General features: G+C 55.9%; 19 protein-coding genes and 1 pseudogene. 13 read left to right on the forward strand and 7 right to left on the reverse strand.

Translation table 11 applies throughout. The features are described from left to right. The first annotated feature begins 28 nt into the window (after window positions 1-28). On the forward strand, window positions 29-985 hold the full coding sequence (puuE, locus tag MUA00_RS04125; RefSeq protein ID WP_271121733.1) for an allantoinase PuuE: 957 nt from the start codon (window positions 29-31) through the stop codon (window positions 983-985). A gap of 61 nt (window positions 986-1,046) precedes the next feature. On the opposite strand, the gene hpxZ is transcribed toward puuE, so the two are convergent. From hpxZ to MUA00_RS04145, 4 genes are read right to left on the reverse strand one after another with little or no spacing between them, the layout of a single operon-like run. After that, entirely contained in the window at window positions 1,047-1,430 is a 384-nt protein-coding gene (gene hpxZ / locus MUA00_RS04130; RefSeq protein ID WP_271121734.1) for an oxalurate catabolism protein HpxZ, read from the reverse strand. Then, window positions 1,431-2,807, reverse strand: coding sequence for an AtzE family amidohydrolase (locus tag MUA00_RS04135; protein ID WP_271121735.1), 1,377 nt, complete (start codon window positions 2,805-2,807; stop codon window positions 1,431-1,433). Then, window positions 2,804-2,989, reverse strand: a complete 186-nt coding sequence (gene hpxX, locus MUA00_RS04140; RefSeq protein WP_271121736.1) for an oxalurate catabolism protein HpxX — start codon at window positions 2,987-2,989, stop codon at window positions 2,804-2,806. Before hpxX ends, MUA00_RS04135 begins: the two co-directional genes overlap by 4 nt. A gap of 10 nt (window positions 2,990-2,999) precedes the next feature. Next, window positions 3,000-4,586, reverse strand: coding sequence for a gamma-glutamyltransferase family protein (locus MUA00_RS04145; RefSeq protein ID WP_271121830.1), 1,587 nt, complete (start codon window positions 4,584-4,586; stop codon window positions 3,000-3,002). Between the two features lie 117 nt (window positions 4,587-4,703). Between MUA00_RS04145 and MUA00_RS04150 the strand changes: the two genes are divergently transcribed. The 6 genes and pseudogenes from MUA00_RS04150 to MUA00_RS04175 all read left to right on the forward strand — a co-directional run bounded on the left by MUA00_RS04150 (window position 4,704) and on the right by MUA00_RS04175 (window position 10,432). Then, on the forward strand, window positions 4,704-5,543 hold the full coding sequence (locus MUA00_RS04150) for a MurR/RpiR family transcriptional regulator (RefSeq protein ID WP_271121737.1): 840 nt from the start codon (window positions 4,704-4,706) through the stop codon (window positions 5,541-5,543). Window positions 5,544-5,744: 201 nt separating this feature from the next. After that, a complete protein-coding gene (locus MUA00_RS04155; protein ID WP_271121738.1) occupies window positions 5,745-6,986 on the forward strand; it encodes a pyridoxal-phosphate-dependent aminotransferase family protein in 1,242 nt (413 codons plus the stop codon). Beyond that, window positions 6,986-8,236 (forward strand): annotated as a pseudogene (gene hpxK, locus MUA00_RS04160) (allantoate amidohydrolase); the annotation flags it as partial. The gene MUA00_RS04155 and the pseudogene hpxK, both read left to right, overlap by 1 nt. Then, the gene (gene uraD, locus MUA00_RS04165; RefSeq protein ID WP_271121831.1) at window positions 8,231-8,734 is read left to right on the forward strand and encodes a 2-oxo-4-hydroxy-4-carboxy-5-ureidoimidazoline decarboxylase; all 504 of its coding nucleotides are present in this window, start codon (window positions 8,231-8,233) and stop codon (window positions 8,732-8,734) included. The pseudogene hpxK and the gene uraD, both read left to right, overlap by 6 nt. After that, window positions 8,734-9,069 (forward strand): hydroxyisourate hydrolase, encoded by a 336-nt coding sequence (gene uraH, locus MUA00_RS04170; RefSeq protein ID WP_271121739.1) that lies wholly within the window; start codon window positions 8,734-8,736, stop codon window positions 9,067-9,069. The genes uraD and uraH overlap by 1 nt, the downstream gene beginning before the upstream one ends. Window positions 9,070-9,094: 25 nt before the next feature. Then, on the forward strand, window positions 9,095-10,432 hold the full coding sequence (locus MUA00_RS04175; protein WP_271121740.1) for a nucleobase:cation symporter-2 family protein: 1,338 nt from the start codon (window positions 9,095-9,097) through the stop codon (window positions 10,430-10,432). A 30-nt stretch (window positions 10,433-10,462) separates the two neighbouring features. Here the strand turns inward: MUA00_RS04175 and MUA00_RS04180 are convergent, their stop codons facing one another. Both MUA00_RS04180 and fadE read right to left on the reverse strand, forming a co-directional pair. After that, window positions 10,463-11,230, reverse strand: coding sequence for an amidohydrolase (locus MUA00_RS04180; protein ID WP_271121741.1), 768 nt, complete (start codon window positions 11,228-11,230; stop codon window positions 10,463-10,465). Window positions 11,231-11,381: 151 nt separating this feature from the next. Continuing rightward, window positions 11,382-13,826, reverse strand: a complete 2,445-nt coding sequence (gene fadE / locus MUA00_RS04185; protein WP_271121742.1) for an acyl-CoA dehydrogenase FadE — start codon at window positions 13,824-13,826, stop codon at window positions 11,382-11,384. A 215-nt stretch (window positions 13,827-14,041) separates the two neighbouring features. On the opposite strand from fadE, the gene lpcA reads away from it, so the two are divergent. After that, window positions 14,042-14,623, forward strand: coding sequence for a D-sedoheptulose 7-phosphate isomerase (lpcA, locus tag MUA00_RS04190; protein WP_271121743.1), 582 nt, complete (start codon window positions 14,042-14,044; stop codon window positions 14,621-14,623). 77 nt (window positions 14,624-14,700) lie between these two features. Next, complete coding sequence (locus MUA00_RS04195) at window positions 14,701-15,468, forward strand: class II glutamine amidotransferase (protein WP_271121744.1); 768 nt, start codon at window positions 14,701-14,703, stop codon at window positions 15,466-15,468. Here the strand turns inward: MUA00_RS04195 and dpaA are convergent. After that, on the reverse strand, window positions 15,439-16,176 hold the full coding sequence (dpaA, locus tag MUA00_RS04200; RefSeq protein WP_271121745.1) for a peptidoglycan meso-diaminopimelic acid protein amidase: 738 nt from the start codon (window positions 16,174-16,176) through the stop codon (window positions 15,439-15,441). The genes MUA00_RS04195 and dpaA overlap by 30 nt on opposite strands. A gap of 481 nt (window positions 16,177-16,657) precedes the next feature. Between dpaA and MUA00_RS04205 the strand changes: the two genes are divergently transcribed. Genes MUA00_RS04205 through MUA00_RS04220 form a run of 4 tightly spaced genes read left to right on the forward strand, consistent with a single transcriptional unit; the run spans window position 16,658 to window position 20,661 of the window. Continuing rightward, the gene (locus tag MUA00_RS04205) at window positions 16,658-18,001 is read left to right on the forward strand and encodes a Na(+)-translocating NADH-quinone reductase subunit A (RefSeq protein WP_271121746.1); all 1,344 of its coding nucleotides are present in this window, start codon (window positions 16,658-16,660) and stop codon (window positions 17,999-18,001) included. Window positions 18,002-18,004: 3 nt separating this feature from the next. Beyond that, complete coding sequence (locus MUA00_RS04210; protein ID WP_271121747.1) at window positions 18,005-19,243, forward strand: NADH:ubiquinone reductase (Na(+)-transporting) subunit B; 1,239 nt, start codon at window positions 18,005-18,007, stop codon at window positions 19,241-19,243. Beyond that, entirely contained in the window at window positions 19,236-20,030 is a 795-nt protein-coding gene (locus MUA00_RS04215; protein ID WP_271121748.1) for a Na(+)-translocating NADH-quinone reductase subunit C, read from the forward strand. The genes MUA00_RS04210 and MUA00_RS04215 overlap by 8 nt, the downstream gene beginning before the upstream one ends. After that, the gene (locus MUA00_RS04220; protein ID WP_271121749.1) at window positions 20,023-20,661 is read left to right on the forward strand and encodes an NADH:ubiquinone reductase (Na(+)-transporting) subunit D; all 639 of its coding nucleotides are present in this window, start codon (window positions 20,023-20,025) and stop codon (window positions 20,659-20,661) included. Before MUA00_RS04215 ends, MUA00_RS04220 begins: the two co-directional genes overlap by 8 nt.

Consider the following 20,661-nt stretch of genomic DNA (forward strand, 5'->3'; position numbering starts at 1 on the left):
AGGCTCGGCCCTGAGAAAGGATCGAACCATGCAAGCCGTACCGAAAAAAAAGTATAACTTTACCGAAAACTATCCGCGTGACATGAAAGGCTACGCCGGTAATCCACCACGCGCGCAGTGGCCCGGCAACGCCCGCATCGCCGTGCAGTTTGTTCTTAACTTTGAAGAGGGTGCTGAAAACCATGTGCTGCACGGTGACAGCGGCTCCGAACAGTTTCTTTCCGACATCATCGGCGCTGCAAGCTATCCGGATCGCCATATGTCGATGGATTCCCTTTACGAATATGGCTCTCGCGCCGGATTCTGGCGCATCCACAACGAATTCCAAAAGCGCGGACTGACCATGACGATATTCGGCGTGGCTATGGCGCTGGCGCGCAATCCCGATATCGTCGAGGCTATCAAAGCTGCGGATTATGACGTCGTCAGCCACGGCTGGCGCTGGATTCACTATCAAAACCTGGATGCCGCCACCGAACGCCAGCATATGCATCAGGCCATCGAAATCCTTGAAGATTTGTTCGGCAGCAAACCGCTGGGCTGGTACACGGGGCGCGACAGCCCTAATACCCGCAGGCTGGTGGCTGAAAACGGCGGTTTTCTTTATGACAGCGATTATTACGGTGATGACTTACCTTTCTGGAACGAAGTCACCTGCGAAGACGGTACGATCAAGCCGCATCTCATCGTGCCTTATACGCTGGATGCCAACGACATGCGTTTCGCTACCGCGCAGGGTTTTAACACCGCCGAGCAGTTTTATACCTATCTGAAAGACAGTTTTGATGTGCTGTATGAAGAAGGGGAAACTGCGCCGAAAATGATGTCGATTGGCATGCACTGCCGACTGCTTGGACGTCCGGGTCGTTTTCGCGCCCTGCAGCGTTTTCTGGATTATGTGCAGCAGTTTGATGACGCATGGATTTGCCGTCGGCAGGATATCGCGGAACATTGGGTACGGATGCACCCTTTCAGTCACAGGTAGATTTTGGGAAGATTTGTAGGCCGGATAAGCGCTGCGCCATCCGACATCCTACGGAGAATGATTACCCCATCAAACTCACATGCGCCGCCACGATGCGCCAGCCATAGGGGAATTTCACCCACGTCTGCATCTGGCGGCCGACTCTCTCGCTGCCATCGCGGGTAAACTCGGTGCTCGCCACCGCCATGTCATCGCCGTAGGTGGTGATGGTGGTATTATCCAGCAGCCTCTCCAGCCCCTGTGACGAACGAGTTGTGCGGAAGGCACGAATCTGTTCAATGCCGTAAAGATTCTCCGTCACGCCGTAGCGTACGGTGCGGGCGTCGTCCCAGAAAAGCTCATCCAGCACGGCGATATCATTGCTGATAAGCGCCTGCTCATAGCGATAAAACGCCGCGCGAACCTCGTTAAGAATGGCCGGGCGGTCAATATTGTCACGCATCATTTAATTCACCTTCACATCAACGATTCCCTGCAATTCGAGCAGTCGGGCAGCCTGTAAACAGTGGTCTTCGCGCCACGGGGCGGCGATTAACTGTACGCCAATCGGCAGGCCGCTGGTGGTCGGCAAAGGCACCGTCACCACCGGTAAACCCAGAAATGAGATCGGCTGGGTAAGCATTCCCATACTTGCTTTCACTGGCAGGTCTGTACCGTTGATTTTCATCGTTTGTTGTCCGATAAGCGAAGCGCAGCCTGGGGTTGCGGGTGCGATTAACACATCAAACTGATCAAACAGCGGCAGAGTCTGGTCGCGGAACCACGCGCGGAAACGCTGTGCCTGAGTGTACCATGCCGAGGGGGTCATAGCCCCTGCTAACAGACGCTCGCGAGAATTGAGCTCAAAGCGGCTGGCCTGAGCGCGCAGGGCGGGCAGATAATGATTTCCTCCCTCGGCTGCGGTCAGCAGGAATGCCGCGGAGCGCGCTAATTCCGCTTCCGGCAGCGTAATGCTTTCTTCGGCTTCAAGCGCTCGCGCAGCCGTCGCAACGGCGTTTTTTGCGGCACTATCGCACCATGTTTCAAAAAAGCCGCCGAGCACTGCGCAACGCAATCCACCCGGGTTCGTCAATTTGTTAGCTACCGGTTCCACAGGACGGGCAGACTGAAAACGGTCGGTGTTATCGGCACCCTGAAGCATATCGTACACCAGCGCGAGGTCGTCTGCGCTGCGTGCCAGCGGGCCAATATGATCGAGGCTTGCCACAAACGGCTGGCTGCCGCTGCGTGAAAGACGGCCGAAGGTAGGTTTTAAACCCAGCACGCCGCACAGCGAGGCGGGAACACGAATTGAACCGTTGGTATCGGTGCCCAGCGTAAAATTAACCAGGCCCGCCGCAACGGCCGCTGCCGATCCGCCAGAAGATCCTCCTGCGACTCTGGAAAGATCCCGCGGGTTGCGGGTAGCGCCGTAATAGCTATTTTCCGTAGTGAAACCATAAGCATACGCATCCATATTCAGCGCGCCGGCTAACGTTGCGCCAGCCTTGTTCAACTGGCGAATGGCAAACGCATCCGCTGTGGCTGCCGGAGCGTCACTAAATAATTCCGCTCCGGCGAGCGTGGTCACGCCTTCAATATCAAACAGGTTTTTTACCGCATACGGCACGCCAGCCAGCGGGGGCAGGGTTTCGCCTCCTGAGTGCCGACGGTCAACAGCGGCGGCTTCTTCCTGCATGCGACTGGGCGTCAGTTCAGTAAAAGCATTTATCGACGGGTTCTTCTGCTCAATGTTCCCCAGCGTTTGCCGGGCCAGTTCGCTGGCAGAAAACTCCCCCCTGGCAAGCCCCTGCTGAATCTCACGTATTGAGAGCATTTTCATAGCTTATACACTCCGGCCACTTCCTGACGCTGCGGCAGTTCAAAAGCCAGAAGCGGTTCAGCCATTGCCGCAATACGGGCGAGCTGAATGGCCAGTTCTTTGCGGCGCTCGTCGTCTAAAGGAACGTCGAGCAGTTGTTCCATCAGGCTGATGTATGTCGGCCAGTCGGGGGATTGAGTCATATTTTGCTCCTTAGAAACCTGCGGCGCTGCCGTTGCTGCGGGGATCGTATGCGCCTTCGAGCATACCGTTGGTGTGACGCACAATGGCTCCGGCGTGGCCAACCGCTTCGCTAAAATCGGGCAGCGCTTCGACATCGTGGCCCAGGGCGCGAAGCGTCTCGAAAGTTTGCGGGCTGAATCTGCCTTCCAGCTTCAGGCTGTCGGAAGCCTGGCCCCAGGTTCTGCCGAGCAGCCAGCGCGGCGCGCTCACCGCTTCCTGCAACGGCATACCTTGCACCACGTGCCGGGTGAAAATCGCAGCCTGAGTTTGCGGCTGTCCGTCTCCCCCCATCGAGCCGTAAACCATCGTTCGGCCATCGGCAAGGCGCGCTGCTGCCGGGTTTAGCGTGTGGAAAGGTTGTTTGCCGGGAGCAAGGGCGAGGAGATGCCCGGGATCGAGGCTGAATGCCGCGCCGCGGTTTTGCCACAGCACGCCGCTTTTCGGCAGCACCACGCCGCTGCCAAATTCATGATAAATGCTCTGGATAAAGGATACCGCCAGGCCGCTGTTATCTATAACGCCCATCCATACCGTGTCGCCAGGGCCTTTGCCCGCTCCCCACGCAGCGGCTTGATTATCATCAATTTGTTCAGCCAGCGCCGCGAGGGGGTCCGGCTCTAAAAGGCTCTGCACAGAAGTGGTGATATGACGCGGATCGGTGATGTACCGGTCACGAAGCGCGAAAGCTTTTTTAGTCGCCTCCACGATGCGGTGAACGGTTTGCGCCTCGTCGGCATCCGCCATTGCTAAATTATCGGTAATGCCCAGAATCGCCAGAGAAACCAGCCCTTGAGTCGGCGGCGTCATATTATAAATATCGCCCTGCTGGTGGTTCAGGCGCAGAGGAATACGACGTTTTGCGCGTTGAGCGGCAAGATCCTGGTAGGTTATCGGCATGCCCAGTTCACGCAGCTCTTCCGCCATTAGCGCTGCGAGCGGGCCACGGTAAAAGCTCTCAAGCCCTTCGACGGTGAGACGGGTTAAAGTCTCTGCCAGTTTTGGCTGTGTAAAACGGCTGCCCGCGCGTGGAATTTCTCCACGCGATAAAAAAGTTTCGGCAAAGCCGGGGACGTTCACCAGTTCGTCATATTTGCTGTGCGTGGCGCCGGCCTGCGATTGAGTCACGGGGATGCCGTCGGCGGCGTAGCGAATGGCGTCGGCCAGCAGTCGTGAAAGCGGCAACCGGCCGCCTCCCCACTGCGCGGAGATTTTCAGCGCTTCTTCCCAGCCGCTAAGAGTGCCCGGCACGGTTAATGCAGACTTTGGCCCACGGTGCGGAATCGCCAGCTCTCCGGCATAAAAATCAAGCGTTGCGAGCGAGCCCGCAGCGCCGCTGGCATCAATGGCGATCGGCTCACCTTCCGGCGGAACGATAAGCCAGAATCCATCGCCGCCAATCCCGTTCATATGGGGATAAACCACCGCGATCGTCGCGGCGGCGGCCACCATGGCTTCGATGGCATCGCCGCCGTGCCGTAAGACGGAAAGCGCCGTTTCACTGGCGAGGTGGTGCGGTGTTACCGCCATGCCCGAGGGAGCCATATTGCTTTGCATCATCATTTTTATCTCTTCGGTTCGAGGGCCTGGCGTAAACCTAAGCAAGAGATGTTCCAGGTTGACGAGAATCATTTCTGTGTGTCAGGCTCGAATGAAACAAAAGTTACAGGAGTCATCATGAAGCAGTTAGATGAGAGACTACGCGCCTCTTACGATAGTCTTTCTCCACAGGAACAAAGGGTTGCTGCGTTTATTGTCGATCATTTTGATGACCTGATTAGCTACAACAGCGCTGAGCTGGCGCGTCTTTCGGGTGTGTCTAAAGCCACGGTAAGCCGCCTGTTCAAACGGCTGGGCTACGATCGTTACAAAGACATGCGTGATGAGCTGCGTACCCTGCGTCAGAGCGGCATGCCGTTGACGGAAAATCGCCATGCGGTGCAGGGCAATACGTTGTTGGCGCGCCATTATAAGCAGGAAATGGCCAATTTAACTCAATGGGTAAATGCGCTGGATGCACAGCAGTTCGCTGCCACCGTTTCGTCGCTGGTGAAAGCAAAACGCATATTTATTATTGGCTTGCGAAATTCCTGGCCGGTGGCGATGCACCTGCGTCAGCAACTTTTGCAAAGCCGTAGCGATGTGTATCTGCTGCCGCAGCCGGGCCAGACGCTGGCGGAAGAACTGGTGGATATCAGCGAGCAGGATTGCGTCGTGGCCATCGCGTTTCGCCGTCGTCCGCGCATCATCAAGCCGCTGCTGGCAAATCTGCATGCGCGCGGCATTCCGCTGCTGGTGATGAGCGAGACTCAGGCGTCGGGCCTGGCGTCGCAATGCAGTTGGCACCTGGCCGCGCCGCTGGAAAGCGTCTCGGCCTTTGACAGCTACAGCAGCGCGATGAGCCTGGTTAATTTGCTGGCTAACGCGGTCCTGCATGAAGCGCTGACTACCGGTCGGCAACGTATCCACCACATCGCTGAACTGTATTCCGAGCTTGATGAATTAGAGCAGCGCTAGCGCACCTTTTTGGTGCGATTGCACACCGCAGGTGAACCATTCTGGTTCATTGCAACCCGGGCTTTGGCGCATGCCGTCAAAGCTTATCCGGCCTGAGACGCTTATTTTTAAGGTTGGTTAACTTCTTTCTTCTCATGGCACATTAGTTGCAAAACCATTTATAAAGAATCTTTTGTTTCACGCAGAGTAAAAGGAACGGCCATGTTCGACATTCAGGATTATTCACAGATTAACCCGCCGCACCGCCTGTTAATGGGGCCGGGGCCGATTAACGCCGATCCGCGCGTGCTGCGCGCCATGGCCAGCCAGCTAATCGGTCAATACGACCCGGTCATGACGGGCTATATGAATGAAGTGATGGCGTTGTACCGCGAAGTATTCCGCACGCAAAACCGTTGGACCATGCTGGTGGACGGTACTTCTCGCGCGGGTATCGAAGCCATTTTGCTGTCTGCTATTCGTCCTGGGGACAAAGTTCTGGTGCCGGTTTTTGGTCGTTTCGGTCATCTGCTGTGCGAGATAGCTCGTCGTTGCCGGGCCGAGGTGCACACCATTGAAGTGCCGTGGGGGAAAGTCTTTACGCCGGATCAAATTGAAGATGCGATTAAATCCATTAAACCGCGTCTGCTGCTGACGGTGCAGGGCGATACTTCAACGACTATGCTGCAACCGCTGGCGGAGCTGGGCGACATTTGCCGTCGCCACGACGTGTTGTTTTACACCGATGCCACAGCCTCGTTTGGCGGCAACGCGCTGGAAACCGACGCCTGGGGGCTGGACGCGGTTTCCGCCGGGTTACAAAAATGTCTTGGCGGCCCGTCCGGCAGCTCGCCAGTCACGCTCAGTCCGAAAATGGAAGAGGTCATTCGCCGCCGAAAATGCGTGGAAGAGGGCATCCGTACCGCGTCGCATCAGGATGGCGACGACGAAATGATCTATTCCAACTATTTCGATCTCGGCATGGTGATGGATTACTGGGGGCCGGAGCGGCTGAATCATCATACCGAAGCCACCAGCATGCTATTCGCCGCCCGTGAATGCGCGCGCGTGATCCTGGAAGAAGGGCTGGAAAAGGGCATCGCTCGTCATGAATTACACGGCCGGGCGATGGTTACAGGCATTCAGGGCATGGGGCTGGAAACCTTCGGCGACCTGCAACATAAAATGAATAACGTGCTTGGCGTGGTGATCCCATCTGCGGTGCAGGGCGAAGAGGTTCGCAAGCTGCTGCTGGAGGATTTCCATATCGAAATCGGCACCTCCTTTGGTCCGCTGCAGGGCAAAATATGGCGCATTGGCACCATGGGATATAACGCCCGTAAAGACTGCGTGTTGCAAACGCTGACCGCGCTTGAAGCGGTGCTGAACCGTCTCGGGTTTAAAACGACTCAGGGCGCAGCGATGCAGGCGGCGTGGGACGTTTATGCAAAAGGAAACCGCTGATGGCCAAACTTGTGATGAACGAAGGCGAGGCGGCGAAAGCGGCCAGGCGCGTGTTGCAACGAGCTGATGAGCTGGCAGCGATAAGCGAAACGCCAGGTGCTTTGACGCGTGTTTATCTCTCGCCTGAACATTTACGCGCTAACCATCTGGTCGCAGGCTGGATGGAGCAAATCGGCATGACCACCTGGCAGGATGCCGTGGGCAATATCTGCGGCCGCTATGAAGGGCTAAACGAAGGCGCGCCCGCCATTTTGCTTGGCTCACACCTTGATACCGTGCGTAACGCCGGACGCTACGACGGCATGTTAGGCGTGCTAAGCGCGCTCGAGGTCGTTGCCTTTCTTTATCAGCACGACATACAACTGGACCAGGCCATTGAAATCATCGGTTTTGGCGATGAAGAGGGCACCCGTTTTGGCATCACGTTATTGGGCAGCCGGGGAGTGACCGGCACCTGGCCGGAACACTGGCTTGCCTGTGAAGATGCCGCTGGCGTCAGCGTGGCGCAGGCGCTGGTCAACGCAGGCCTGGACCCTGCGCGTATCGGTCATGCAGCCCGCCAGCCGGAGGAATTCAGCGCTTACCTGGAGCTGCATATCGAGCAGGGGCCGGTGCTGGAACAGGAAGAGCTTGCGCTCGGCGTTGTGACAGCCATTAACGGCGCTCGCCGCTTGAATTGCCGGTTTACCGGTGAAGCCGGGCACGCCGGAACGGTGCCGATGTCGATTCGTAAAGATGCGCTGGCAGCATCCGCGGAATGGATGATTTTTATTGAGAACACCACGCGTGCGCATGGCCCGAATCTGGTCGCGACCGTTGGTACGCTGCAATGCGCGCCGGGCGCGGTAAACGTTATTCCGGGCGACGTGCATCTTACGCTGGATATCCGCAGCCCAGAGGACGCCAGTCTTGAAGTCCTGCTCGGCCAACTGCTGCGGGAAGGTGAACAGATAGCGGCGCGTCGCGGGATAGCATTTAGCGCCGAAACCTACTATTCCATTCCAGCCACGCCTTGCGATACTGCTTTGCAAAGAGAGTTAGGCACATCGGTCAATGAAGTGCAGGGAAGGTGCCTGTCGCTGCCGAGCGGCGCCGGGCATGACGCTATCGCCATTGCGGAACGCTGGCCGGTGGGCATGCTTTTTGTGCGCTGCGATCGCGGCGTCAGCCATCATCCGGCTGAGTCTGTTATCGAAGAGGACGTGACGCTCGCCGTGCAGGCTTATACGCAAGCGGTTGTTCGTCTGGCTCAGACGCCGCTCCGGGCATTTAATCTCGCCGAGGAAGCCGATGCGCTTAACCTCATTAGCCCATGCGTCGCCCTGCCGGAATGGACAAAAAACGTGGTGGCGCAAAGGCCTTATGATTCGCTCAGGGCGCTGACGGAAAGCGCGGCACAGCTCACCCAGGCCTGGAATCGAAACGATCTTCTGCTGGCGCTTTCCACGCATCCGCGCATTGGCGAAAAGGCGCAGGGCAGCAGCAAAGAAGCCGTGCTTTCTCAGGGCGAACAATCAGCGGTGAATACCCGAAACAGCGCGTTAAGTCTCGCGCTTGTTCAGGGAAATGCTGAATACGAAGCGCGTTTTGGACACGTTTTTCTCATTCGCGCCAAAGGACGCAGCGGAGAAGAGATTCTCGCAGAGCTGCAACGCCGTCTGCATAACTCACCTGCTAAGGAAGAAGCCGAGGCGCTCGAACAGTTGCGCCAGATTACTTTGCTACGTCTTGAAGGAGTGTTCGCCTGATGAGCCAGCTCAGTACCCACGTGTTAGATACCGCGCTCGGCAAACCCGCCGCGGGCGTCGCCATTCGTCTTGAATACCAGTTTGCCGACGGCTGGGAAATCATTGGCGAAGGGGAAACCGATGCCGACGGGCGTTTAAAAAATTTCGTTCCCGTTTCTCTTAAAGCCGGGCGCTATCGTCTGACGGCAGAAATTGGCCTTTATTTTGCGGCCACGCAGCGCGAAACGCTTTATCCCACGGCGCAGATCGATTTTGCGATTCCGGCAAGCGGCGATCATTACCATCTGCCGTTCCTTATTTCTCCCTGGTCGTGGTCTACCTACCGCGGCAGTTGAATCCACTGATAAACGGAAGGGCAGCATGAAACAGAACAATAGCGCCTGCGCGCGCCCGGAAGACCAGCGTTACCCGGCGGTGAAAACATTTGCCTGGGGGCTACAACACGTATTGACGATGTACGGCGGGATCATCGCCCCGCCGTTAATTATCGGCAGCGCGGCGGGACTGGGCGCGGCTGATATCGGCCTGCTGGTGACCGCCGCCTTATTTATCAGCGGCCTGTCGACCCTGCTCCAGTCCCTTGGCGTTCCCTTTTTTGGCTCGCGTTTGCCGCTGGTGCAGGGCGTGTCTTTTGCAGGCGTGGCAACAATGGTCACGCTTGCTACCGGCGGCGGGCTGCCGGTGGTGTTTGGCGCGGTTATCGCCTCATCCCTGCTTGGCCTGCTTATTACGCCATTTTTCGCCCAGATTATTCGCTTTTTCCCGCCGGTGGTGACCGGCTGCGTTATCACCGTTATCGGCCTATCGTTGATGCCGGTGGCCGCGCGCTGGGCTATGGGCGGTAATATAAAGGCATCCGACTGGGGTTCTCCTTCGAATATTGGGCTTGCGGCATTCACGCTGGGGGTGATTTTGCTGCTTAACCGCATGGGGCGCGGCAGCGTTACGCGAATCGCCGTGCTCGCGGCGATGGTTATCGGCACGCTTGCGGCGGTGGCGGCCGGGAAGGCGAATTTCAGCGGCGTGTTCGATGGCGACTGGGTGGCTATGCCAACGCTCTTTGCTTTTGGCGCGCCCGTTTTTGACGGCGCGGCGATCCTCTCAATGTTTTTGATAGTCCTGGTGCTGCTTACCGAAACCACCGCCGGGCTGATGGCGATTGGCGAAATCGTCGGTACCGACGTCAACGGCAAGCGCATTGCTAACGGCTTACGCGCCGATATGTTGACCAGCGCAATCGCCCCGGTATTTAACTCCTTTCCCCAAAGCGCCTTCGCGCAGAATATCGGCCTGGTCGCGATAACCAGCATTAAAAGCCGCTTTGTTGTCAGCGCGGGCGGGTTAATTCTGGTGGCGCTCGGATTGTTGCCGGTGCTGGGGCGTATTATTGCCTGCATACCGATGCCGGTGCTGGGCGGCGCGGGCGTGGTGCTGTTTGGTTCCGTAGCGGCAAGCGGCATTCGCACGCTGGCGAAGGTGGACTACAAAGAGAATATGAATCTGGTGGTGGTGGCGACGGCGCTGGCGTTTGGCATGATCCCGATTGTGATGCCAACGTTTTACGATCGATTCCCCGACTGGGTTCACACTTTGTTGCATTCCGGCATCAGCGCCACCTGTCTGGTCGCTTTTCTGCTGAATATTCTGTTCAACACCCGTTTGTTGTCTTCGCGCCGCCGCGTGCCGGAGGTTTCCTGAGCTTTTCTCTCCCCCTCGGGGGAGAATTTTTTATAGGCTAAAGGGGTCCGCATCCTGCCATGCCGGGAATTTCTCCCGGTATTCCTGCAGGGCGATTAACGATAAATCTGCATCCAGGCGAGTGGCCTGGTGCGCCTGCGCATCCGCCAGAATCTCCCCTTGCGGGCTGATAATTTTACTGTCGCCGCGATAGTGATGCCCGTTGCCGTCTGTGCCGACGCGGTTACAGCCCGCGACGTACGCCTGGTTTTCAATGGCGCGGGCAACCAGCAGGCTTTGCCAGTGAAGCGAGCGCGGCGCAGGCCAGTTGGCGACATACAGCGCCAAATCGTAATCGTTACGGTTGCGCGACCATACCGGGAAACGCAGGTCGTAGCAGACCAGGGGCAAAATTCGCCAGCCGCGCCATTCAACGATGACGCGCTCTTCTCCTGCCTGGTAATGATGATGTTCATCCGCCATGCGAAACAGATGACGCTTATCGTAGAAATGCACTTTGCCGTCCGGCTGCACCAGCAGGAAACGATTCACAGGCCCACGCTCGGTTTGCAGCGCAGCGCTGCCGGCAATCATCGCCTGCGTCTGCTGCGCCTTGAACTGCATCCAGTCGATGACTTCCTCTTCTGCCAACGACTGCTTTGCTGCCTCCATCGCAAAACCGGTGGTGAACATCTCAGGCAAAATAATCAGATCGCGACCGTGTATGCCATCAAGCAGTACATCAAAATGGCGCAGGTTTGCTGCGCCATCCATCCAGACCAGCGGCTGTTGCAGAAGGGAAATTTTTAAACCAGACACAATCATGGACCCCATGAATAACAGTATTTCTTTCACTGTAGCATGAGTTTGCGGGCTTTTGTTGGGCAATAAAAAACCCCGCCAGGCGGGGTCTGGAATGGCTAACAAAGAAGGGAAAAGTACGCTTTTCCCTTCTTATTTTTGCAAAAGCTTATGCGGCTTCAACCTTGCGGTGTTTTTCCGGCAGCTTTACCGGCTGGGTTGCCAGCGCCTCCGGTTCAAACTCGTCAACGTTGATGCTGCGCAGGCGGCTTGCTTCGGCTTTGGTAAGAATGGCGGCTTCTTCGGCATTGATTTTCCCTTCCGCCAGCCACTGTTTCGCCTGTTCATCCAGACGCGTGAACGGCAGATTATGACCAATTTCTTTGCAGATGCGCAGATGGATTGGCTCAGCGGCCATCACGTCCAGCAGCGCCTGCTCCAGCAGACCCGCCGGGTTAAACTCGCCTGGCGTGAGGTACTGGCCGCGGCCAATGCGTGAGCGCGTCGCCGACGGCACCTGCATGATTTTCGCCAGTTTATGATCCAGTTTGTCAGAAGGCGCATCGTAACGGCGGCCAAGCGGGAAAATGGCCAGGCGCAACGCACCTGCTACAAAGCCATTCGGGAAGTTACGCAGTAAATCGTCAATCGCCTGCTCGGCCTGGAAGAGCGCATCCTGCACGCCCCAATGCACCAGCGGCAGATCCGCCTCGTTACGTCCTTCATCTTCGTAGCGTTTGAGCACCGCGGAGGCAAGATATAGCTGGCTCAGCACGTCGCCAAGACGAGCGGAGATACGCTCGCGACGTTTCAGGCTGCCGCCCAGCACCGCCATGGAAACATCGGACAGCAGCGCCAGGTTTGCGCTCAGACGGTTCAGATGCTGGTAGTAACGTCTGGTGGCGTCACGGGTTGGCGTGGCGCTGGTTAAGCCGTTGGTCAGGCCCAGCCACAGGCTGCGCATTTTATTGCTGCCGACGTGCCCGATATGCCTGAACAGCAGCTTATCGAAAGCATCCACGTCGTTATTTTGCGCCGCAGCCATCTCTTCCAGAACATAAGGATGGCAACGAATCGCCCCCTGGCCGAAGATTATCATGCTGCGGGTCAGGATGTTCGCCCCTTCAACCGTGATGGCGATAGGCGCGCCCTGGTAAGCGCGAGCCACAAAGTTAGACTCGCCAAGCATGATGCCTTTACCGCCGACGATGTCCATTGCGTCCAGGATGGCGCGCTGGCCGCGGTGGGTACAGTGATATTTCACAATCGCTGACAGCACCGCCGGTTTTTCGCCGAGCACGATACCGTAAGTAATCAGTGACGCAGCGGCATCCATGACATAAGCATTACCCGCAATACGCGCCAGCGGTTCTTCAATCCCTTCCATCTTACCGATAGAAATTCTGAACTGACGGCGAATATGGGCATAAGCGCCGGTTGCCATTGCAATAGATTTCAGGCTGCCCGTTGAGTTAGACGGCAGTGTAATGCCGCGTCCTACGGACAGACATTCCACCAGCATGCGCCAGCCCTGACCGGCCATTTTCGGGCCGCCGATGATGTAGTCGATTGGGACGAAAATATCTTTACCGCGCGTCGGGCCGTTCTGGAATGGAACGTTCAGCGGGAAGTGGCGTTTGCCGATTTCGACGCCCGGCGTGTGCGTTGGGATCAGCGCGCAGGTGATGCCGAGATCTTCTTCGTCACCGAGCAGATGGTCCGGGTCAGACAGTTTGAACGCCAGGCCAAGAACGGTGGCGATAGGGGCAAGCGTGATGTAACGCTTGTTCCAGGTCAGGCGCATGCCCAGCACCTGCTGACCCTGCCATTCGCCCATGCAAACCACGCCGATATCGGGAATTGCGCCCGCGTCAGAGCCGGCTTCCGGGCTGGTCAGCGCGAAGCAAGGGATCTCCTGTCCGCGAGCCAGGCGCGGCAAATAGTGATCTTTTTGCTCGTCGGTGCCGTAATGCTGGAGTAGTTCGCCCGGGCCTAATGAGTTAGGCACGCCGACGGTAATCGCCAGAATGCCGGAAACGCCAGAGAGTTTTTGCAGTACGCGAGCCTGGGCGTAAGCCGAGAACTCCAGTCCGCCGTACTCTTTCTTAATGATCATCGCAAAGAAGCGATGTTCTTTCAGATAGGCCCACAGCTCCGGCGGCAGATCGGCCAGCTCATGGGTTATCTGATAATCATTCGCCATGCGGCAGGCTTCTTCAACCGGGCCGTCAATAAAAGCTTGTTCTTCAGCGCTCAGCTTAGGTTGCGGATAATTATGCAGTTTTTCCCAGTCAGGCTTACCGCGGAACAGATCGCCTTCCCACCAGGTGGTGCCTGCTTCAATCGCCTCTTTTTCAGTGCGCGACATCGGCGGCATCACTTTACGGAAGCTTTTAAACACCGGCGCGGAAATCAGCGATTTACGCATCGGCGGGAAGACAAACGGCACCAGAATGATGGCCAGGGGGACAAGTACCCAGATAGACCAGATACCGGCAAAACCTAACGCTGCCGTCCACGCCAGGAGAATCGCGCTGCTGAGCAGCAAATTGACCTGGTGATAAAACAGCACGCCGAGCAGAATAACGGTTGCAACAACACTCAAAATCAACATAAAGAAAGCTCCCTTGCTTGTAGGAGGTCTGACCACTTGTGATGTATTGGTTTTAGTGTATGCGTTGTTTTTTAGCAATGTGTTTACAAAATAATTACAACCTCGCTCACATTGTTGCCGCACGTATGCATAAAAGCATCAGGTGATGGCGCTTCTCGCGCTATCCGGTAAACTGCTGGGGTTTACTCAATCAATAAATGCTGAAGGACATCCTCATGTACCAGGATCTTATTCGTAACGAATTGAATGAAGCCGCCGAGACGCTGGCTAACTTCCTGAAAGATGACGCTAATATCCACGCGGTTCAGCGTGCGGCCGTGCTGCTGGCGGATAGCTTTAAAGCAGGCGGCAAAGTGCTTTCTTGCGGCAACGGCGGCTCCCACTGCGACGCGATGCATTTCGCTGAAGAGCTGACGGGCCGCTATCGCGAAAACCGCCCGGGCTACCCGGCCATTGCGATTTCAGACGTAAGCCACATTTCCTGCGTGAGTAACGATTTCGGCTATGACTACATCTTCTCTCGCTATATCGAAGCGGTAGGGCGTGAAGGCGATGTGCTGCTGGGGATTTCCACTTCCGGGAATTCTGGTAACGTAATTAAAGCCATCGAAGCCGCGCGTGCTAAAGGCATGAAAGTCATTACGCTTACCGGTAAAGACGGCGGCAAAATGGCGGGCACGGCGGATATCGAAATTCGCGTGCCGCACTTCGGCTACGCCGATCGCATTCAGGAAATCCACATCAAAGTGATTCATATCCTGATTCAGCTAATCGAAAAAGAGATGGTTAAGGCTTAAGGCGTTGACGCTTCGCTATCGTGGCCGTAGGGCGGATAAGCGAAGCGTCATCCGCCGGTAATTTGGGGGAGTTAAAAATGTGCGAATTGCTCGGGATGAGCGCCAACGTACCAACGGATATCTGCTTTAGTTTTACCGGTCTGGTGCAGCGTGGCGGTGGAACAGGACCCCATAAAGATGGCTGGGGCATCACCTTCTATGAAGGTAAAGGCTGTCGCACGTTCAAAGACCCCCAGCCAAGCTTCAACTCTCCGATTGCCCGACTGGTGCAGGATTATCCCATAAAATCCTGCTCCGTCGTTGCGCACATTCGTCAGGCTAACCGCGGCAAAGTCGCGCTGGAAAATACCCACCCCTTTACCCGCGAGCTATGGGGCCGTAACTGGACCTATGCCCACAACGGCCAGCTAAAAGGCCATCGCCAGCTTGATACCGGGCCGTTTCGTTCGATTGGCGAAACCGACAGCGAACAGGCGTTTTGCTGGTTGCTGCATAAGCTGACGCAGCGCTATCCGCGTACGCCCGGCAATATGCAGGCGGTTTTCCGCTACATCACCGAGCTTGCGGCCCAACTGCGCGAAAAAGGCGTCTTTAATATGCTGCTGTCGGATGGGCGCTACGTAATGGCGTTTTGCTCCACCAATCTTTACTGGATAACCCGTCGGGCTCCGTTTGGCGTGGCAAAACTGTTGGATCAAGATGTGGAAATCGACTTTCAGGAAGAGACCACACCGAACGATGTGGTGTCCGTTATTGCGACGCAGCCGCTGACCGGCAACGAAACCTGGCACAAAATTGCGCCAGGCGAGTCGGTACTATTTTGCCTCGGTGAGCGTATAGTTTGAGGCTAGCTGCGGTTGCGCCGTTGGCGTGACCGGCTTGCTAATCACGTAATTACCGCTGATAACAGACACGCCCGGCGGCTGATGATTCGCCATAAAATAGTCATAGCCGGGTTTAAGCTGTTTCCAGAAATTGATGTAGTAAGAGTATTTGTGGCGCTGCATATTCGCATCCGTCATGCGGAACGGATAAATGCTCACCTGAACCTTTGGCTGTCCAAACACCAGCGCGCCGGTCACAAACTGGAAAATCTCATCAATGCCGCTGTCGGTCATGGCGTAACAGCCAACGGACACGCAGGCCCCGTGAATCATCAAATACTGACCCTGATAGCCATGAGAACGATCGAATTCGTTCGGGAAGCCGATATTAATCGCTTTATAGAAGCGGCTGTCAGGCTTTAGCTGGCTACGTTCCACGCTGTAAAACCCTTCAGGACTTTTAAAGTCGCCCTGACGCTGTTTCGGGCCCAGACCGCCGGAATAATTACAGATACGGTAACTGTCGAGCAGTTGATATTGTTCGCCCAGTTTGACGTACAGCTCAAGGGTACGCTCTTCTTTAAATATCTGAATATAAACGGGGGAACCCATCAACTGCTGCTTGAATTCTTTGCTGACTGGCGCGGGCGTTGCGTTGCCATTAAGTAAGCTGGCAAACGACATGAACGGCATCGAGAGCATCGCAATAATGAGTGCGATCTTAGACATACTGCTTGATTCCTTGATAAACCTGTAACCAAATGCCAGGACGGCAAAAGAGACCCGCAATCAGACTAGTCTGTATTCGGTGCGCTCACATTATCACCATCAATAAATTTCGCAAGCGCAGACTGATGAGTTTCCAAAAAATGGATATTAACGAAATCATCAATAAAGCGAAAGAGTTGCTGTTTTTGCGTAATAGCTCGCATTGCCGAGGTTAACTTCGCGGATTTCTCCCCCTTCCGGCCGTCAATAATGCTAAAATCCTGGCCGAATGATGACCCGCGGATAAGAAAGGACGCTTTCCCTAAGTCAGTTTACCTGGAACCATCAGGCGACTTAACCCACCAGGCGTGACGAACGGATGCACAACCTCTCTTTCTTACCTGCCAGGCGTGTCGTTGCGGTTGAACATTGGCTCAGCCCGTTCGTTGTCGGCTAGCGTTTTTGTCGGTTTTTATTAGCCTATTTTATGCGTGATAACCTTATGATAAAAATCAGAAAAGGTCTTGATTTGCCTATTGCCGGTTTGCCCGAGCAGCAAATTTATGATGGCCCAGCACTACCTCAGGTGGCTTTGCTCGGAGAAGAGTACGTCGGCATGCGTCCTTCTATGTTGGTAAAAGAGGGCGATAGCGTACTAAAAGGGCAGCCCCTTTTTGAAGATAAGAGAAATCCGGGCGTGATGTTTACCGCTCCGGCCAGCGGGACCGTCATCGCCGTCAATCGCGGCGAACGTCGCGTGCTGCAGTCCGTCGTTATTGACGTACATGGTGACGAAGCGGTTGTTTTTGAACGCCACGCTCCTGAATCCTTAGCCTCGCTGCCGCGTGAGATTGTCCAGGCCCAACTGCTTTCATCCGGTCTCTGGACTGCGCTGCGTACGCGTCCCTTTAGCAAAACGCCGCAGCCGGGTACAGTGCCGGCCGCCATTTTCGTTACCGCTATGGACACCAATCCTCTGGCGGCGGACCCGCAGCCGATAATCCTCGCGCATCGCCAGATGTTCGATGCCGGTCTGACGTTATTATCGCGTCTGACAGAAGGCAGAATTCATGTCTGCCAGGCAAGCGGCGGCAAGCTGGGCGGACACCCTGTCGGGCAAATTACCTTTAATGAATTCGCCGGGCCGCATCCAGCAGGGTTGGCGGGTACTCACATTCATTTCCTCGAACCGGTCAGCCTGCAAAAGCAGGTGTGGCATCTGAATTACCAGGATGTCATTGCCATCGGCAAATTATTTATTGAAGGAGAACTGTGGGCTGAGCGAGTGATCTCCCTGGCCGGCCCGCAGGTTAAAAACCCCCGTTTGATTCGCACACGCCTGGGCGCTTCTGTTGATGCGCTGACGCAGAATGAATTACTGGAAGGCGAAAATCGTATTATTTCCGGTTCTGTGCTCAGCGGCGTACAGGCTACCGGCACGCGTGCCTGGCTTGGGCGTTTTCATTTGCAGATAACGGCCCTAAAAGAAGGACGCGAGAAAGAGCTGTTTGGCTGGGTGATGCCAGGCGCTGATAAATTCTCAATTACGCGCACTACGCTCGGTCACTTCCTGAAACGCAAACTGTTTAACTTCTCCACCGACACCAACGGCGGCGAGCGGGCTATGGTTCCAATCGGCAACTACGAACGCGTCATGCCGCTGGATATCCTGCCAACCATGCTGTTGCGCGATTTGCTGGCGGGAGACACCGACAGCGCGCAGGCGCTGGGCTGTCTGGAACTGGATGAAGAAGATCTGGCGCTTTGTACCTATGTTTGCCCGGGGAAATACGAATACGGCCCGGTGCTACGCGAAGTGTTAACTCGCATTGAGCAGGAAGGATAACTCATGGGCCTGAAGCACTTATTTGAAAAAATAGAGCCGCACTTTACTAAAGGCGGCAAATTAGAAAAGTACTATCCGCTGTATGAAGCCACGGTTACGGTGTTCTATACGCCAGGCTTGGTTACGCCCGGCGCGTCTCACGTGCGTGACGCCATCGATCTGAAACGCATGATGATCCTGGTGTGGTTCGCCGTCTTCCCGGCAATGTTCTGGGGCATGTATAACGTCGGGCTGCAAACCATTCCTGCATTGCACAAGCTCTACGGGCCTGAACAGTTGCAGCAGGTTATTGCGGCTGACTGGCATTATGCCGTTGCGCAATGGCTGGGCGTCAGCTTCACACCGGACGCGGGCTGGCTAAGCATGATGACGCTGGGCGCGGTTTTCTTCCTGCCAATTTATATCACCGTCTTTCTGGTGGGCGGATTCTGGGAAGTGCTGTTTTCCATCATTCGCAAACATGAAATCAACGAAGGCTTCTTTGTTACCTCTATCCTGTTTGCGCTGGTAGTGCCGCCAACCTTGCCGCTCTGGCAGGCTGCGCTGGGGATTAGCTTTGGCGTTGTTATCGCTAAAGAGATCTTCGGCGGAACAGGACGCAACTTCCTTAATCCAGCGCTTGCCGGGCGTGCGTTTCTCTTCTTTGCTTATCCTGCACAAATCTCGGGCGACCTGGTGTGGACTGCGGCAGACGGCTTTTCCGGCGCAACGCCGCTTTCACAGTGGTCGCATGGCGGCGGTGAGGCTGTCGTTAATGTGGTAACCGGCCAGCCGGTCACCTGGATGGACGCGTTCCTCGGCAACATTCCTGGCTCAATCGGCGAAGTTTCTACGCTGATGATCCTGATTGGCGGCGCTATTATTCTGTTTGGCCGTGTCGCCTCCTGGCGAATTGTCGCAGGGGTCATGATCGGCATGATTGCCACCGCCACCTTGTTTAACTTTATCGGCTCAGAGACCAACCCGCTATTCGCCATGCCGTGGTACTGGCATCTGGTGCTGGGCGGATTTGCGTTCGGCATGATGTTTATGGCTACCGACCCGGTTTCCGCTTCCTTTACCAATAAAGGCAAGTTGTGGTACGGCGTGCTTATCGGCGTGATGTGCGTGCTGATTCGGGTGGCTAACCCGGCCTATCCAGAAGGGATGATGCTGGCGATCCTGTTCGCCAACCTCTTTGCGCCGCTGTTCGATTACGTGGTGGTGCAGGCCAATATCAAGCGGAGGAAATCGCGTGGCTGACGTAAAAAGTAACGATAGCATCGGCAGAACGCTGTTGGTGGTGCTGGTGCTTTGCCTGGTGTGTTCCATCGTTGTGGCAGGTTCCGCCGTAGGCCTGAAGTCGCGCCAGCAGGAGCAAAAGGCGCTCGATAAGCAGCGCAATATTCTGGACGTTGCCGGTCTGGCAACGCCGAAGATGAGCGGTGAAGAGGTAAAATCAATCTTTGAATCGCGCATCACCCCGCGCCTGCTGAATTTAAAAACGGGCGAAATGCTCGATAAAGATCCGGCCAAATTTGATCATGCCGCCGCGCTGCGCGACCCGGAGCAAAGCGTCGCTCTGTCGCCTGGCGAAGACCGCGCCGGCATTAAACGCCGCACCAATATCGTAGAAATCTATCTGGTGCGCGATGAGCAAAATAAAGTGCAGGAAATCGTGTTGCCGGTTTATGGCAACGGCCTGTGGTCGATGATGTACGCCTTTGTTGCGCTGCAAACCGATGGGCGCACCGTAAAGGGCATCACTTATTACGACCAGGGCGAGACCCCGGGGCTGGGCGGAGAAATTGAAAATCCGAACTGGCGTGCAAAGTGGATCGGCAAGAAATTGCTTGATGACAACGGCCAGCCGGCGCTGCGAGTGGTAAAAGGCGGCGCGCGTCAGGACGATCAATATGGCGTAGATGGTTTGTCGGGCGCGACGCTTACGGCAACCGGAGTACAACACACTTTCGATTTCTGGATGGGCGAGCTGGGTTTTGGCCCATTCCTGAAACAGGTTCGTGAAGGAGCGCTTAGCAATGGCTGATATGTCAGGCATGAAAGAAGTTAAGCGGGTACTGGTTAGCCCGCTGGTGGATAACAACCCCATCGCCCTGCAAATTCTCGGAGTTTGCTCGGCGCTGGCGGTCACCACCAAACTGGAAACGGCATTCGTGATGACGATAGCCGTGACGGTAGTCACCGCGTTCTCCAGCATGTTTATCTCAATGATCCGCAACTACATACCAAACAGCGTGCGTATCATCGTGCAGATGGCGATCATCGCGTCTCTGGTTATCGTGGTCGATCAGATCCTGCGTGCTTATGCGTATGAGATCTCAAAGCAGCTTTCCGTATTTGTCGGGTTGATCATTACCAACTGCATCGTCATGGGGCGCGCTGAAGCCTACGCCATGAAAGCGCCGCCGCTGGCGAGCTTTATGGACGGCATCGGCAACGGCCTGGGCTATGGCGTGATCCTGCTGCTGGTTGGTTTTATCCGCGAGCTTATCGGCAGCGGCAAACTGTTTGGCGTCACCGTTCTGGAAACCGTGCAAAACGGCGGTTGGTATCAGCCAAATGGCTTGTTCCTGCTGGCCCCAAGCGCGTTCTTTATTATCGGATTGTTGATTTGGGCGCTGCGTACGTGGAAGCCGGCTCAACAGGAAAAGGATTAA

The sequence above is a fragment of the Dryocola boscaweniae genome (genome assembly GCF_025215095.1).
In the GTDB taxonomy this organism is placed as follows: Bacteria; Pseudomonadota; Gammaproteobacteria; order Enterobacterales; family Enterobacteriaceae; genus Dryocola; species Dryocola boscaweniae.